This is a genomic window from Polyangium sorediatum (assembly GCF_029946465.1).
Taxonomy (GTDB): domain Bacteria; phylum Myxococcota_A; class Polyangia; order Polyangiales; family Polyangiaceae; genus Polyangium; species Polyangium fumosum.
The window spans coordinates 195,528-210,407 of record NZ_JARZHI010000001.1 but is presented as its reverse complement, the minus strand read 5'-3'; the positions used below and the strand labels follow the sequence as shown (position 1 = coordinate 210,407).

Below are 14,880 nucleotides of genomic sequence, written 5' to 3'. Positions count from 1 at the left end.
GAACCTCACTTGAGCCCACCGAGGCGCTCGAGGCCCTCGATTCGTTGCTGCACGAACCGCTCGCTGGGACCGAAGCTCGAAGACCGGCTCCGCAACGACTCGGTGTACGCCCGCATCTTGCCCATGTCGAGCGTCTTGACCTTGCGCACCGCGGAGTAGAGCTCGTCGACGACCGTACCCGGTACGAGCTGATCGATGCGCGTGTAGAGCTCGAAGATGTAGTCGATCCAGAGGCCCCTGCCCGTCGCCGATGCGAGCTTCGCCGCATAGATGGCGGCCGTCGACGCGAGGTCGAGCGGAGGCTCTTTCCCGTCGCGCGCCTTCTGCAGCACGTCGTTCAGCGAGCGCAGGAGGATGCGCTCCGCCTCCTCGGCGCGGCCCATCGCGAGCGCTTTGTCCGCGACGCTCCCGATGAGCGAGAGCGCGTTGACGTGCCGATCGGGCTGCACGTTCGCGGCCGCCACGATGTTCGCGCTGTTCACGCTCGGCGTCGGGGACGTGTTCTGCTGCGACGCGACGCCGGGCGTCGTGTAGTCGCTCCAGAAGTCCTCGCGCGTCTCGAAGCCCTCGTGGCCCGCCACGGTGGGCATGCGGGCCGAGCGCGCGGCGCTGCGCGGATGGCCGAACGCGATCGACTCGGGCACGCTCGAGAGGCCCTCCTCGGGGATGTTCTCGAGCACCATCTCCTGACCGCCGATGGTGATGTGATCCCCGTGCGCGAGCTTCTGCGGTCCTTCGATCTTCGTGCCGTTCAGGCTCACGCCGTTGCGGCTGCCGAGGTCCTCGATCGTCACGCTGTCGCCGCGCACCGTGAGAAGCGCGTGCCTGCGTGACACCAGCGGATCATCGAGGGCGAGCTGGCAGTCGGCGCTGCGGCCGATCACGAACTGGCCCAGCGGCACTTCGAGCTCGTGCGACAGATACCGCAGTCGGACCGCCATGTTCGAGCCATACCAATGGCGTAGAACGCCGTCAAAGCGGCTCTTTTCGGTCCGGCCGGCCGACCCACCGAAACCCGGGCCACGCCCGGCCCGGGCCTTCCTCGGACAGAACCCGGAGGAGGAAGAGGAGCAGCCGCGGATGCGAGAGGAGCCCGTACATCGTGAGCTTCTCGTCAGCCATCGCACGCGCGACGTCCCACAAGGTCGCACCGCCCTCCGGCGTACGCGTGAACACCTTCGGCAAGCGCAACCAGCGGGAAAGACCGACGTTTGCGAGGCGCCGGAGGACGGCTTCGTCACCACAGAGGGTCACGGAGGGGATGCCCACGGTGCCGTCGTGGATCGTCAGCCGCCCGTGATCGAAGCGCATCGTCAACGTCTGCGTCGTGTCCTGCGCCACGACGAGCACGGAGCCTCGAAGCGCCCGAAAGTCCTGCATTTTTCGAGCGGAATGGGCGACGTTTTGCCGGATCCGGTCGGCGAGCAGGATCGCGAGGGTGTTTTCTTCCGTGCCTTCGGCGAGGTCGATGATCGGGTCCACGGTGCCGCTCGTCCCGGACCATGCGCCCGGTGAGAGGAGCATGACGAAGGCGCGTCGCGCGGTCGAGCGCTACCGCGCAGCGGCGATCACCGAGGCGCCGATGTCGGTCCGAAAGTGCCCGCCCGCAAAGGAGATGCGCCGCGCCGCCTCGTACGCGCGCTCGCGGGCTTCCAGGATCGAAGCCCCCACAGCCGTGACGGCAAGCACGCGCCCCCCCGCCGTGACGATCCCCTCAGCCGATCGCTTCGTGCCCGCGTGATGCACGACCACGCCAGGCACCTTCGCCGCCTCGTCGAGCCCGCGGATCACGTCCCCCGCGCGCGGCGTTCCCGGATATCCGGCCGCCGCGAGCACCACGACGACTGCGCTCCGCCCCGGCGCGACCCGCACGGCCGTCGGATCGAGCTTGCCGTGCGCGACCGACGCGCACATCGCGGCGAGGTCGCCGTCGAGCAGCGCGACGAGCGCCTCGCACTCGGGATCCCCGAAGCGGACGTTGTGTTCGAGCAAGAGCGGATCCCCCGCTGGGGTGATCATGAGCCCCGCGAAGAGCACGCCCCGGAAGGGCCGGCCCTCGGCACGCATGCCGTCGATCGTCGGCCGCAAGATTTCCCGCTCGATCCGCGCGAGCAGCTCGGGGCCGACGTGCGGCGACGGAGCGAACACGCCCATGCCGCCCGTGTTCGGGCCTCGGTCGCCGTCGAAGACACGCTTGTGATCCCGCGCAACGGGGAGCACGAGCAGCGACGTGCCATCGGTGACCGCGAGGACGCTCGCCTCCTCGCCGACGAGGGCCTCTTCGATCACGACCACGCGCCCCGCGTCCCCGAAACGACGCTCGACGAGCATCGCGTGCGCCGCCTCGATCGCCTCCGCCTCGGTCTGCGCCACGACGACGCCCTTGCCCGCGCAGAGGCCGTCGGCCTTCACCACCACCGGCGCGCCGCGCCGCCGGATTTCCGCCTCGGCGGCGACCATGTCCGTCACGATCTCGAAGTCCGCCGTAGGGATCCGGTGCCGCGCGGCGAACTGCTTCATGAACGCCTTCGACCCTTCGAGCCGCGAAGCCTCCGCGCTCGGACCGAAGACCCGGATCCCCGCCGCGCCGAGCGCGTCCGCGACGCCCGCGCAGAGCGGCCCTTCGGGGCCCACGACCACGAGGTCCACGGCTTCGCGCTGCGCGAGCGCGACCACATCCGCAGGGTCGAGCCGCGCGCCCTCGATTGAACGGATCGGCGCGGCGTCCGCCCCGCCTTCGTCCATGGTGCCCGCATTGCCCGGCGCCACGACGACCTCGGCCGTCGTGCTCGACCGCGAAATCGCTCTGGCCAGGGCGTGCTCTCGTGCGCCCGAGCCGAGCACGAGCACCCGCCGCCCCGACGACCGCTCCGATCCGGAAGCCCGCTGATTCACGGTGCGCCGGCTACCACGCGCCCCGACCTCGCGCGAACGAAAAGTGACCCCGCGCGCCAAAGCGATCAGGGACATGCGCCCGCGTCCAAGACGCACCCCGAACTTTTTTCGGCCGGGCGCTCGACAGGCGCGTTTCGATGAAGTACGACTGTGGCCGTTCGGGATTCGTCCCGTTGTGGGTCCGCCGACAGCGCACTGTGAACCCCGCCAGGCCCGGAAGGGAGCAACGGTAGCAGGAAGCGGGTGTGGCGGGCCCTTTTCCCTTTTTGTCCTCGGACATCCCGCGAGGGTTGCTCTCCCGACGCCTGGCCGTACGCTACGGTCGTCGTGGATTTTCTGTCCCCGGGCAACGACGAGCCGCGCGAGGGCCGGGTGTTCCGGTGGGTCGCGTTCATCGCGTCCGCCGCCCTCGTCGCAGCGGGCCTGCGGTTTGCCCTGCACGAGCCGCTCGTCGCCGGCGCCGTGATCGGCATCGTCCTGGCGGCGTGGCTCGGCCGGTGGCTCTCGCGCAGGCGGCTTCGGCGCGTGCTGCGCTCGGGCGATGTGATCGCGGTCCTGCGGAGCTGGGCGGGCGCGCTCGAACGGATCCCCTATCCGGCCACGATGGGCCCGCTCATGGCGGCCACGGCGTTCGCCGCGTGCGGCTGGATCGACAAGGCGCGCGCCGCGCTCGCCGCCGCCGAGCGAGGGCCCGTGTGGGAAGCGGCGATCGAGCATCGCCTCTTCCTCGACACGCTCCTCCTCACGTTCGAGGGCGACCGCGACGCCGCGCTCGAAAAAGCCCGCCGCCTCGTGCGTTTGCCTCTGCCGCGTGGCGCGAGCGTGTTGCGGGATCGTGTCCTCGCTTTGCGCTCCGCGGCGTTCGCGCTCGCCCGCGCCTTCGCGCACCAGAGCGAACCCGGCGACGACGAGCTGCTCGAACGGGCGAGCGAGAACAGCCCGCTCGTCTTCTGGGCCATGCGGTACGCGGCCGCCGTCATCGCCATCGACCGCGGTGACAACGACAAGGCCACGCGCCTGCTCGCTGGTGCGCCGCCCTGGCCGGAGGAATCGATCTTCCGCGCCTTCCACTTGGAGATCGAGGAGCGCGCGCGGCTCGCGCCTTCGGCTTGTTCGTGAACGAACGAGCTGTGCACGAGGTCGTTCGGCAGCCGAACGGCGGTCGTGCTAGAGCGAGCGCCTCATGAGCAGCGGCCTCGAAGTCTTCAAGCATGCCGACAGTTGGGCGAGCCTCGCGACGCTCACGGGTCTCGAGGTCGTGCTCGGGATCGACAACATCGTCTTCCTCACGCTCACGACGAACAAACTGCCGGCGAAGCAGCAGCCCGCGGCGCGTTCGCTCGGCCTCGCGCTCGCGCTGTTCATGCGCCTCGGCCTGCTCTTCGGGCTGACGTGGGTGATGAGCTTGACGAGTGATCTCTTCTCGCTCCTCGGCCACGCGTTCTCCACGCGCGACCTCATCCTGCTCGGCGGCGGCCTCTTCCTGATCGCGAAGAGCACGCACGAGATGTTCGAACGCCTGGAGGTCGAGGGCGACAAGGACGGCAAGCCCGTCAAGCACATCTCGTTCGGCTTCGCGGTCGCGCAGATCGTCCTTCTCGACATCGTCTTCTCGCTCGACTCGGTCATCACCGCGGTCGGCATGGCGCAGCACCTGAGCATCATGGCCACAGCCGTGGTGATCGCCGTCTTCGTGATGCTCCTCTTCGCGGGGGCGATCGGCCGCTTCGTCAACCGTCACCCGAGCATGCGCATCCTCGCGTTGAGCTTCCTCCTGCTCATCGGCGTGCTGCTCGTGGCCGAGGGCATGCGCCAGCACATCAACAAGGGCTACGTCTACTTCGCCATGGCCTTCTCGCTCGGCGTCGAGCTCATCAACATGAAGCTGCGCGTGCGCAAGCAGGCGCCCGTGGAGCTGCACAACCCGTACGAGGATCGCGCGCAGTGACCCGCGCTTCTCATCTCCCCACGCTCGCCGCTCTGATGCTCACCCTCGCGGGTTGTCCCGAGGGCTCCGCCGTCGCGCAAAACCCCGACGCAGGACCGCCCGTCGACGCAGGTGCCTCGGACGCACAGAGCACGACGCCTTGGCATGCGTCGTCGTCCACGCCGTCGTCGCCGCCTGCCGAGCCGAGCAGCGAGCGTGCCTCGATCGAGTTGCTTCAGCTCACGCTCACGTCCGACGTGCAGAAAAAAGACCCCGTCGACACGCTCGACGTCGCGCCTCCGGGGACGCGCGTCTACGCGCACCTCAAGCTGCGCAACCGCTCGCAGGACAAGCGCAAGGTGCACGTCGACTTCCTCGTGAACGGCAAGCTCCGCACGCCGCTCGACCTCACCGTCGAACCTTCGTGGTCGTTCCGCACGTGGGGCTACAACACGATGCAAACCGGCGACACCGGCGAGCTCGAAGTGCGCGTGCTCGACGACGGCGGCGCGACGCTCGCCACGGCGCGGCTGCCCATCAAGGCCAAGTCGAAGGCCAAGTAGGCGCTGCGCGCGTGGCGCGCCGGCAGCAGCCTGCTAGCCGCAGCGTCTCCAGTGCAGCCGGAGGACCTCGATGCCCCACGCCGGCGTGAGCCGGATGCGGCCCGCGCCCGCGGGGTTTCCGAGCACGCTCACGTTCACGGCGGTGCGGATGTTGAGCGGCCGCGAAGCCCCGCACGGCGAGAACGGACCCACGGCGTCGGCCGGCTCGCGCACCACGAAGCGCTCCGCGAACGGCCCGCGCAGCGTCGTGTGCACCGGGTTCTCGCCGAGCTCTCCCGTGAAGTACCGCTCGACGCCGACCGTCGCGGTGACCCCCGCGTCGAGCTCGGCGGAGCCGCGATATCCGTACGCGTTCGTCACGGCGTACGAGTAGCCGGGTGTGTGATCGAGATCGAGGATCACCTGGCAAAACACGCGTTGCTCCGAGGGCGGCACGCCGGGCCCCGCGGAGGCCGCGAGCGCGCCGTCGACGAGCGCGATGTACTGACGGTCGCTCGCGACGATCGCCCGCACCGAACCTGACGGGCATCCGGTGCCGAGGGCCGTGACCGATCGGAGAGAGACCTCGGGCGGCGTCTCCGCCTTCGCGACGGCGGGCGCGACGAGCGCCGAGAGCCCGAGCCCGAACAACACCCGAGCCAACGTCCTTTTCATGGAATCCTCCCCTGGGGCCCGCGCCCCGGTATCGACGTGGGCGGCGCACGCGCATGCGCGCCGGCCGCCAGCACTTCGAGCCGATCAAGCTCGACGGCAAGGCGATCCGCGCCGGACTCGTTCGCTCTGTTCGCCACGGATTCCCGGGGGAAAACGGATTCGCCCGTTCATCGTCATCTTCGTCTTCGGCTCGGCGTACACTCCGCGCCATGAGCCGCGAGGTCGACGCTCCGCTCCGCTCCGACGTACGTTTCCTCGGTCGCCTGCTCGGCGAAGTGCTCGTCGAGCAAGAGGGCGAGACGCTCTTCTCCGTGGAAGAGGTGATCCGCAAGCTCTCGATCCGCAGACGTCGAGGGCCTCGCACGGGCAGGGCCGAAGCGCAGAAGGAGCTCGTGCGGCAGCTCGAAGCGCTCCCGATCGAACAGGCTGAGCCCGTGCTGCGTGCCTTCGCGATGTACTTCCGCCTCGTCAACATTGCCGAGCAGCACCACCGCATCCGACGCGCGCGCGCCCACGCGAGCAACCCGGGCGAACCGCCGCAGCGGGGCTCACTCGCGGCTGCGATGATCACCGCGAAGAAGGCAGGCGTCTCGGCCGAGGCCATGCGCGAGGCGCTCGCGCGGCTCGAAGTCACGCTCACGCTCACCGCGCATCCGACGGAGGCAGCGCGGCGCACGGTGCTCGAAAAGCTCTACCGCATCGCGCGGCGCCTCGAAGAGCGCGACCGATGCCGGCTGCTCCCGCGCGAGGAAGAAGAAGCACGCGCGGCGATCTGCGAAGAGATCACCGTCCTCTGGCAGACCGACGAGGTGCGTCGAGAAAAACCGACCGTCGGCGACGAGGTCAAAAACGTCCTCTGGTACGTCGAGGAGATCCTCTGGGACCTCCTGCCCGAGCTGCCGCTGGAGCTCGGGCGCGCGTTCGAACGTGCGTACGGCGAGCCGCTCGCCGCGCAGCCGATGCCGCTCCGGATCCACGCCTGGCCCGGCGGCGACATGGACGGCAACCCGAACGTCACGCCCGAGGTCGTCGAGGACGCGATCCGCGCGTATCGCGCGCGCGGCCTGCGTCGCTTGCTCGGGGCCGTGCGCGAGCTCGGCGGATCGCTCTCGCAGTCGGCGCGGCACGTGCGCGTGCCCGAGGCACTGAGCGCATCGCTCGCGGACGACGCGGTGGCCATGCCGGGCGTGGCCGCGCAGGAGAGCGCGCAGACCGAGGGCGAGCCGTGGCGGCGCAAGCTGCGCTTCGTCGAGGCGCGGCTCGCGGCGGCGCTCGAAGCCGTGGAGACCGAGCGCCAGGTGGCGCGGCAACGCGCACCGCGGGTCGGCAGCGTGCCGCCGCCGGCGCGGGCTCCCGCGAGCGCGATCGGCAGTCACGCCGAGCTCGGCGTCGCGTACCGCACGAGCGACGAGCTTCATCGCGACCTCCTGCTCGTCGCCGACACGCTGCGCAAGGCGAACGCTTCGAACGCGGGGGAGATGCGGGCGCGCGCGCTCGCCGAGCGGGTGCGTGTCCTCGGCCTGTCGATCGCCGAGCTCGAGCTCCGCGCGCCCGCGGAGGACGCGACGGCCGCGGCGGCGTGGCTCGCGGGCGGCGGCGAGGAGACGCCCGGCGCCGCGCGCTTGCTCGCCGCGCTTCGCAAGCTCTCCGAGGCGCAGCGCCAGTATGGCGAGCGCTCGGCGCGTACGTTGATCCTCTCCATGACGCAGCGCGCGGAGGACCTCCTCGCGGCGCTCACGCTGGCGCGGGCCGCGGGATTGTACGACGTCGACAAACAGGCCGTCACGATCGACATCGTCCCGCTCTTCGAGACGCACGACGCGCTCGTCTCCGCGCCGACCATTCTGCGCACGCTGCTCGCGCACCCCGAGTATCGGCGCCACCTCATGGCGCGCGGCGTGCAGGAGGTCATGGTCGGCTACAGCGATTCCGGCAAGGAGGTGGGGCTCTTGGCGGCGGCGTTCGCGCTCCGCAAAGCGCAATCCGAGCTGACGAAGGTCTCGCGCGAGGCGGGCATCGCGCTCCGGGTGTTTCACGGCCGCGGCGAATCCGTCGCGCGCGGCGGAGGGCCGGCGCAACAAGCCATTTTGGCGCTCCCCGCGGGAAGCGTGGCCGGGCGGTACAAGGCGACCGAACAGGGCGAGGCGCTCGACCACAAATATGCGCGCCCCGAGCTCGCCCTGCGCACGCTCGAGCTCATGGTCGGCGGCGCCCTCTTGCATACCCTCGGCGCCGAGGAGCGGCCCTCCGAGGAGGACGAGCATCGTTATGCGCAGGCCTTCGAGGAGCTCGCCGAGGAGGGGCGGCGCGTCTATCGCGCGCTCGTCTGGGAAAACCCTCGCTTCGTCGATTTCTTCACCACGGCGACCCCGGTCGACGAAATCGCGCGATTGCCGATCGGCTCACGCCCGAGCAAACGCAAGGCCGGCGGCCTCGAAGCGCTCCGCGCGATCCCCTGGGTCTTCGGCTGGACGCAGAACCGCGCCATCCTTCCCGGCTGGTATGGCGTCGGCAGCGCGCTCGACGCGTTCGCCCGGCGCGAGGGCGGCGCCGAGCTGCTCGTCGAAATGACGAACCGGTGGCCGTTCTTCCGCACCGTGCTCGACAACGTGCAAATGGTGCTCGCGAAAAGCGACATGGAGATCGCCGCCCGGTATGCCGCCCTCGCCTCGCCTGCGACCCGCAAGGCCGTCTGGCCGCCCATCAAGGACGAACACGCGCGCACGGTGGCGTGGATCAAACGCCTCTTCGGGGTGAAGCGATTGCTCGACGGAAACCCCACGCTCCAGAGGTCGATCGACCTCCGCAATCCCTACGTGGACCCGATGTCGTTCTTGCAGGTGGCGTTGCTTCGGCGGAAGCGGGCGGGAGATGCGTGCTGCGACCGGGCGATCCTGCTCTCCATCAACGGGATCGCCGCGGGAATGCGAAATACCGGCTAGAACAGGCGGTTTCCGTCGAGATCGCAGCCGGGCTCGCCGGGCAGGCACTTGCCGCCCGTCTTCGGGCCCTCGTGCTGCTTGGGCAACGGCCCCTTTTGCACGGGTCGCGCCGGGGCCTCGTTTGCTGCGCTCTTCGCCTCTTCGAGCTCGCGCGCCCGGCGCTTCTCCTCTTCGAGGCGCGCCGCGGTCTCGTCGAGCCGCTTTCCATTCGCGTCGAGCTTCGCGCGCAGCCGCGCCGCCTCCTCGCGCGTCGCCTCGACCTCGGCCGACTGATTGGCCAGCGACGCGTCCTGGTCCGGCTTGATCTTGCCGAAATACAGGCCCATTCCGCTACCGATCAGCGCCGCGGCGCCGAGCACGCTCGAGACCAGGGCGCGCTTCAGCTTCTTTTTCTTTTCATCCTCGCGCAGCGCTGCGAGCGCCCGCTCGTGCTCGTCTGCCTTGCGCATCATCTCCATGCGGGCCTGGGCCTCGACCTCGGCCCGCGCGCGCTCCACCTCCGCGAGCCGCAGCGCATCGAGCCGCGCCGCCTCCTCGCGCCGGGCAGCCTCTTCCCGGGCGATCCGCTCAGCCTCGGCCCGCGCCTTTTGCTGCAGAGCCTCGGCCTCGCGCCGGGCCGCCTCTTCTCGGGCGATTCGTGCGGCCTCGATCCGCGCCTGCGCGGCCTCTTCTTCCTCGCGCACGGTCTGCTCGTGCAGAGAAAGGAGCTGGTTCAGCGAAAATAGGACGGAGTTGTCTCGCGTGGCGGACATGGGGGAATGCCTCCCGATAGGGCAAAGGATCACGTCATCGACGGGCACCGCCGAGGGCGGCCATCACGTCGCGCGCAAAGATTGGACGCACATCCCCCATGGAACTTTGAACCCGCCCGGTAAATTTTTCGCCGGGGTGGTCTCGTGAGCGCGGACCCCGGCGACGACGTCCTCAGTGGAGGCACATGTCGCTGGAGCGACAGGCGGCCATCTGGGCGAGGGCGTCGAAGGCGGAGTCACATTGGGCCGTGTTGATCTCGTTCAGGCACTCCGAGAGTTCCTTCTGATCGATGCCACCGGTGCATTCGTACAGGTTGATGTCCTCGCGCTCGGCTTGGCGCACGGACTGGATACACGCGTCGCGGCTCGACCATCGCTGCCCGGCGCCGATCTGGTTGCAGCGCACGGCGCGGTCGCAGCGCGCGTCGGCCAGCGATTGCAGGGCGCGGGCGACGTCGCCGCGGGGCGACTCGCCGAGGGCGCGGTTCTCGCGGCTGCAGGCGCCGAGCGCGACGCCGGTGCCGAGGACGACGAACAGAAGAGCGGGAGCGTACCGGGTGCGGGGCTTCTTCATGCCGCGTCCGCGGTGCAATCGAGGCGCCAAGGGCGGACCGCGCGGGACGGCACGGGATGTAACGGACGGACGGCGCGAGGCGTCGGGGAGCGCGGACGAATCGAGCGAGCCCAGCCGCGGGATCTCTTGAATGCGCAGCTTTTCGCCGCTACGGGTGGAACATGCCCGACCTCCTTATCCAGGCCTCCTTGCCCGAGCTGGCCTTGATCGTGCTCGCCTTCTTCCTGGGTTTGACGCTCTTCAACGTCCCGATCGGGTTCGCGCTCGAGCGCTTGCTCCCGCGCCGCCGCATTTTCGACGTGCCCCTCGCGCAGGGCCAGTATCGCTTCGAGCTCGTGGGCAACCTCGTCTTTCTCGCGGTCGCCGTGACGACGTTTACGGCCGTGCTCTCCTCGGGCCTCGTGCGCTTCGGCGAGACCTCGCTCCTGCGGGACGGCCTCACGTTCTTCGTGATGCTCGCGGGCTTTCAGGTGTATTATTACTTCCTGCACCGGGCCATGCACCACCGCGCGCTCGTGCGATTTCACCGATGGCATCATCGCTCCCACGTGACGACGCCGCTCACGGGGCAATCGATGAGCTTCGTCGAGTCGTGCGCCTGGATGATCGGGTATGCGGGGATGCCGCTCGTGATGTCGTACGTCGCGCCGATCGGCTTCTGGGGCTGGGCCGCTTATCTCGTGGTCAACATCGGCGGCAACATCGTCGGGCACGCGAACGTGGAGCTCACGCGCTCGGTGACGGGCATCCGGTGGCGCTCCATCAGCGCGAACCCCTTCGTCTATCACGCGCTCCATCACGCCCGCTGGACAGGCCATTACAGCTTCCAGTCCTCGATCATGGATCGGCTCTGCGGCACGGAATGGAAGGACTGGCCGGTCCTCCTCCAGCGCGTCATGGACGGCCAACCGCTCCGGAGCCTCAAGGAGCGCGCCGATCCGTCCTGACCCGTACGTCCGGGATCGACGGGCGGCGACGAAAAAGCACGACCACGCCGCTCCGCTCCCCTGTGCCGGCCAAACGCAAATCGGATAGTCTGCCCGCGTGCCGGCAAGCCCTCCCCTCGACAGGCCCTCCATCGACGAGCTCGAGATCTCGGACGCGGAGATCGCCTCCTTCCGTGACGCGCCGCCGCCTCCGCCGCCCGCGGCGCGCCCCGCGCTCACCCCCGCGTCGCTCCCGCTCGTCCAGCGCACGGCCTACGCCGTCAGCGGCGTCTTCGCGGAAGGCGGGATCGGCCGCATCCTGAAGGCGCGTGATACGCGGCTCGACCGCACGGTCGCCATCAAGGAGCTGCTCTCCACGGACGCGGCCGAGGCCGAGCGCTTCGTGTACGAGGCGATCATCACGGCGCGCCTCCAGCACCCCTCGATCGTCCCTGTGCACGAGGCCGGCCGCTGGCCGACAGGCGAGCCGTTCTACGCGATGAAGCTCATCACGGGCAAACCCCTCGGCGACGTGATGAACGAGGCGCACACGCTCGAAGAGCGCCTCGCCTTGCTCCCGCACCTGCTCGCCGTCGCCGACGCGATGGCGTATGCGCATAGCCAGCGGATCGTCCATCGCGACCTCAAGCCGGCGAACGTCCTCGTCGGTCGGTTCGGCGAGACCGTGGTCATCGATTGGGGCCTCGCGAAGGACCTGAACGACGAACTCGCCGAGCCGCTCTCCGGCAAACCCCGGCCGCTGGCGTCCGAGGAAAAATCGGTCAGCAGGAGCGCGCATTTGACGTCTGTCGGCGCGATCATGGGCACGCCCGCGTACATGCCCCCGGAGCAGGCCATGGCCAAACCCGTGGACGAGCGCGCGGACGTGTATGCGATCGGCGCGCTGCTCTATCGCGCGCTCTCCGGCGTGGCCCCGTACGACGTCCCGGGCGGGGACGTGATCGACGTGGCCCTCAAGGTCCTCGAAGCGCCGCCCGTGCCGCTCGCCGAGCGGCAAAAAGGGATCCCCGAGGACCTGCTCGCCATCGTGGAGAAAGCGATGGCCCGCGACGCGTCGAAGCGATATCCGACAGCGAAGGAGCTGGCGGACGACCTGCGCCGCTTCCAGATGGGCCAGTTCGTCGCGGCACACACGTATTCGCGCGGCGAGATCGTCCGCCGCTTCATCAAGCGCCGCCGCACGCCGCTCCTCGTGGGCTTGGTCGGCGTCCTGGCCCTCTCGGTCGTCGGCATCTTGAGCCTCACGCGCATCATCCAGGAGCGCAATCGGGCGCAGGCGAACGAGGTCGAGGCGCAAAGGCAAAAGGCCGAGGCCCAGGCGCAGCGCCTCGAAGCCCAGCAAAAGCAATCCGAGGCCACGAAGCGCGCCGACGAGCTCACGATCTCGCAGGCCCGCGGCCTCATGGAGCGGGACCCGAGCCAGGCCATCGCTTGGCTGAAGACGCTCTCGCCGAACAGCCCGCGTTTCCCCGCCGCGCGCACGCTCGCCGCCGACGCGCTCGCGCGTGGCATCGGAAAGGTCTTCCGGGGGCACGGCGGCGGCATCAACGCGGTCGCGTTCGCGCCCGACGGCAACACCGTCGCGACCGCGAGCGACGATCGAACCGTGTGGGTGTGGGACCTCGAAACCGGCACGCACAAGGTCCTCGCGGGGCACGGCGACGAGGTCTGGACCGCGGCGTTTTCGCCCGACGGAAAGCTCCTCGCCACGGGCGGCAAGGACAAATCCGTGCGGATCTGGGACCTCGCGTCGGGCACCTCGCGTGTCCTCGCGGGCCACGAGCAATGGGTGACGAGCATCCGCTTCTCGGCGAACGGCCAATGGCTCACCTCGCAGGGCTTCGGCGACGGCGTCTTCCTCTGGAACGTCGCGGCGGGTACGGGAAAACGGGTCGCCGAAAACACCGGCGTCGAATTGAGCCGCGGCGCGGTCTTTTCGGGGGACGGCCGCACGCTCGTCCTCGTCGAAAAGGGAAAACTCGTCGTCTGGGACGTCGCGACCGACAAGAGCCAGAGTTTCTCCGGCCAGACCTCGGTTTGCTCCAGCATCGCGGTCTCGCGCGACGGCATGTTCGTGGTCACGGGCGGCGTCGACGGCTCGATCCGGCTGTGGAACACCTCGAAAGGGGCGCTCCGCACGTTCCCCGGCCACACGAAGGAGGTCACGGCGCTCGCGTTCTTGCCGAATGGCACCGCGTTCGTCTCCGGCTCGAAGGACCGCGCGGTTCGTTATGCCGATCTCTCGAACGGCGCCACCCGGCTGCTCGGCCAGTACGGCGGCGAGATCAAGACGCTCGCGCTCTCGCCCGACGGCAGCCGCGTCGCCGCGGTGGGGCAGGACCGCAACGTGGTCTTGTGGGATGTCGGCAATGGCCAGCGCCGCACGCTCGGCGGCTTCCAGGATTGGCTCGGGCTCCACGGCGTCACGTTCTCGCCGGATGGAAAGCGCCTCGCCGCCGCGGGCTTCGACCAGACGATGCGCGTATGGGAGCTCGGCACGCAGATCGATCGGGTGGTCGGCGAGCACGACGGCGCGGCCACGACCGCGGCCTTCCTCCCCGACGGAAAACGCGTCGTTTCGGCCGCGGACGACGGCACGGTGCGCCTCTTCGACCTCGCCTCGGGCGCGCCGCAGATCGTCGATCGGCATGGCAGCAAGGTCAGCGATTTGCGGGTATTTCCGAATGGAACCGCGATCGCCTCGTCCGGCGAGGACGGCGCTGTGCGTATCGCCTCGCTCTCGGGCGAACCCCCCAAGGTGCTTCGCGGCCATGCGGGGCGCGTCGCGCGGATCGCCATTGCGCCCGACGGCAAACACCTCGCCTCCGGCGGCGCCGATAAGAAAATCCGGCTCTGGGACGTCTCGTCCGGACAAGCCGAGGTCCTCTTCGAGCACGAAAAACCCGTCGAGACGCTCGCGTTCTCGCCGGACGGCGCGGTCCTCGCCACGGGCAGCGCCGACAAGACCGTGCGCATTTATCGATTCGCGACGAAAGAAGCAAAGACGCTGGGCACCTACGAGCGCGCGGTCCGCGCGGTCGCATTTTCGCCGGATGGGAAAACGCTCGCCTCGGGCAGCGCCGACCATACCATCGGGCTTTGGGACCTCGCGACCGGCCAGGGGCGGGTCATCGACGCGAGCGGCAATGGCGTCACGCAGATCGTGTTTTTCCCGGACGGCGCCACGTTTGCCTCGCTCGGCTCGGAGCCCTCGGTGCGGCTTTGGGAGACGGCCACGGGCAAACCCCGCGAGATCCTGCGCGGGCACGGAAAAACCGTCGTGAGCATTTCCGTCTCCTCCGACGGAAAACGTATCGCCTCGGCGAGCCTCGACGGCAGCGCCCGCATCTGGGACCTGGAGAGCCACGAAGATCGACCGCTCGCCGGGCACGCGGGCGGCGTTGCGTCGATCGCTTTTTCGCCCGACAGCCGGGCGCTCGTCTCGACGGGCCAGGATCGGACGGTGCGGCTCTGGGGCGACGACCTCCCCGCGGACGAGACGGGCCTGCGGACCTGGCTCGACGCGGCCACGAAGGACGTCGTGCACCTGGACGATCGCCCGGCATCGCCCGAGCCCACACGCTGAGAGATCCCCCTTCCGCCTCGCTCCGGGAGCCCTAACCTTA

At 69.5% G+C, this 14,880-nt stretch carries 12 protein-coding genes and 1 other RNA gene; 7 read left to right on the top strand and 6 right to left on the bottom strand.

Annotation, left to right across the window (positions count from 1 at the left end):
- Positions 1 to 5: 5 nt before the first annotated feature.
- Genes QHF89_RS00860 through purD form a run of 3 tightly spaced genes read right to left on the bottom strand, consistent with a single transcriptional unit; the run spans position 6 to position 2,895 of the window.
- Complete coding sequence (locus QHF89_RS00860) at positions 6 to 941, bottom strand: FHA domain-containing protein (protein ID WP_136930482.1); 936 nt, start codon at positions 939 to 941, stop codon at positions 6 to 8.
- Positions 942 to 972: 31 nt separating this feature from the next.
- Positions 973 to 1,524: a hypothetical protein gene (locus QHF89_RS00855; RefSeq protein ID WP_211365395.1), complete on the bottom strand. Its 552-nt coding sequence runs from the start codon at positions 1,522 to 1,524 to the stop codon at positions 973 to 975.
- 27 nt (positions 1,525 to 1,551) lie between these two features.
- A complete protein-coding gene (gene purD, locus QHF89_RS00850; protein ID WP_284719880.1) occupies positions 1,552 to 2,895 on the bottom strand; it encodes a phosphoribosylamine--glycine ligase in 1,344 nt (447 codons plus the stop codon).
- Positions 2,896 to 3,069: 174 nt separating this feature from the next.
- Between purD and ffs the strand changes: the two genes are divergently transcribed.
- The 4 genes from ffs to QHF89_RS00830 all read left to right on the top strand — a co-directional run bounded on the left by ffs (position 3,070) and on the right by QHF89_RS00830 (position 5,385).
- Positions 3,070 to 3,157, top strand: an RNA gene (gene ffs, locus QHF89_RS00845) — signal recognition particle sRNA small type.
- Between the two features lie 65 nt (positions 3,158 to 3,222).
- Positions 3,223 to 4,014 carry a hypothetical protein gene (locus QHF89_RS00840; RefSeq protein WP_136930484.1) on the top strand — a complete coding sequence of 264 codons (792 nt, stop codon included), beginning with the start codon at positions 3,223 to 3,225 and terminating at the stop codon, positions 4,012 to 4,014.
- Positions 4,015 to 4,078: 64 nt separating this feature from the next.
- A complete protein-coding gene (locus tag QHF89_RS00835; RefSeq protein WP_136930485.1) occupies positions 4,079 to 4,843 on the top strand; it encodes a TerC family protein in 765 nt (254 codons plus the stop codon).
- Positions 4,840 to 5,385 carry a hypothetical protein gene (locus QHF89_RS00830; protein ID WP_136965191.1) on the top strand — a complete coding sequence of 182 codons (546 nt, stop codon included), beginning with the start codon at positions 4,840 to 4,842 and terminating at the stop codon, positions 5,383 to 5,385. The genes QHF89_RS00835 and QHF89_RS00830 overlap by 4 nt, the downstream gene beginning before the upstream one ends.
- 33 nt (positions 5,386 to 5,418) lie before the next feature.
- On the opposite strand, the gene QHF89_RS00825 is transcribed toward QHF89_RS00830, so the two are convergent.
- Entirely contained in the window at positions 5,419 to 6,039 is a 621-nt protein-coding gene (locus QHF89_RS00825) for a DUF4360 domain-containing protein (protein WP_136965190.1), read from the bottom strand.
- 209 nt (positions 6,040 to 6,248) lie between these two features.
- Here QHF89_RS00825 and QHF89_RS00820 point away from each other — a divergent pair, with 209 nt between their 5' ends.
- Positions 6,249 to 8,981, top strand: a complete 2,733-nt coding sequence (locus QHF89_RS00820; protein ID WP_136965189.1) for a phosphoenolpyruvate carboxylase — start codon at positions 6,249 to 6,251, stop codon at positions 8,979 to 8,981.
- Here QHF89_RS00820 and QHF89_RS00815 read toward each other — a convergent pair.
- Both QHF89_RS00815 and QHF89_RS00810 read right to left on the bottom strand, forming a co-directional pair.
- Positions 8,978 to 9,733 (bottom strand): hypothetical protein, encoded by a 756-nt coding sequence (locus QHF89_RS00815; RefSeq protein WP_136965188.1) that lies wholly within the window; start codon positions 9,731 to 9,733, stop codon positions 8,978 to 8,980. The genes QHF89_RS00820 and QHF89_RS00815 overlap by 4 nt on opposite strands.
- A gap of 172 nt (positions 9,734 to 9,905) precedes the next feature.
- Positions 9,906 to 10,307: a DUF6184 family natural product biosynthesis lipoprotein gene (locus QHF89_RS00810; RefSeq protein ID WP_136930490.1), complete on the bottom strand. Its 402-nt coding sequence runs from the start codon at positions 10,305 to 10,307 to the stop codon at positions 9,906 to 9,908.
- A 161-nt stretch (positions 10,308 to 10,468) separates the two neighbouring features.
- Between QHF89_RS00810 and QHF89_RS00805 the strand changes: the two genes are divergently transcribed.
- Both QHF89_RS00805 and QHF89_RS00800 read left to right on the top strand, forming a co-directional pair.
- A complete protein-coding gene (locus QHF89_RS00805) occupies positions 10,469 to 11,254 on the top strand; it encodes a sterol desaturase family protein (protein ID WP_136930491.1) in 786 nt (261 codons plus the stop codon).
- Between the two features lie 97 nt (positions 11,255 to 11,351).
- Positions 11,352 to 14,840, top strand: coding sequence for a WD40 repeat domain-containing serine/threonine protein kinase (locus QHF89_RS00800; protein ID WP_136965187.1), 3,489 nt, complete (start codon positions 11,352 to 11,354; stop codon positions 14,838 to 14,840).
- Positions 14,841 to 14,880: the final 40 nt, after the last annotated feature.

Bases quoted from the DNA above. Each gene is read 5' to 3' on its own strand.
- QHF89_RS00860 (WP_136930482.1), bottom strand. From the start codon at position 941: ATGGCGGTCCGACTGCGGTATCTGTCGCACGAGCTCGAAGTGCCGCTG.
- QHF89_RS00855 (WP_211365395.1), bottom strand. From the start codon at position 1,524: ATGCTCCTCTCACCGGGCGCATGGTCCGGGACGAGCGGCACCGTGGAC.
- QHF89_RS00835 (WP_136930485.1), top strand. From the start codon at position 4,079: ATGAGCAGCGGCCTCGAAGTCTTCAAGCATGCCGACAGTTGGGCGAGC.
- QHF89_RS00825 (WP_136965190.1), bottom strand. From the start codon at position 6,039: ATGAAAAGGACGTTGGCTCGGGTGTTGTTCGGGCTCGGGCTCTCGGCG.
- QHF89_RS00820 (WP_136965189.1), top strand. From the start codon at position 6,249: ATGAGCCGCGAGGTCGACGCTCCGCTCCGCTCCGACGTACGTTTCCTC.
- QHF89_RS00815 (WP_136965188.1), bottom strand. From the start codon at position 9,733: ATGTCCGCCACGCGAGACAACTCCGTCCTATTTTCGCTGAACCAGCTC.
- QHF89_RS00810 (WP_136930490.1), bottom strand. From the start codon at position 10,307: ATGAAGAAGCCCCGCACCCGGTACGCTCCCGCTCTTCTGTTCGTCGTC.
- QHF89_RS00805 (WP_136930491.1), top strand. From the start codon at position 10,469: ATGCCCGACCTCCTTATCCAGGCCTCCTTGCCCGAGCTGGCCTTGATC.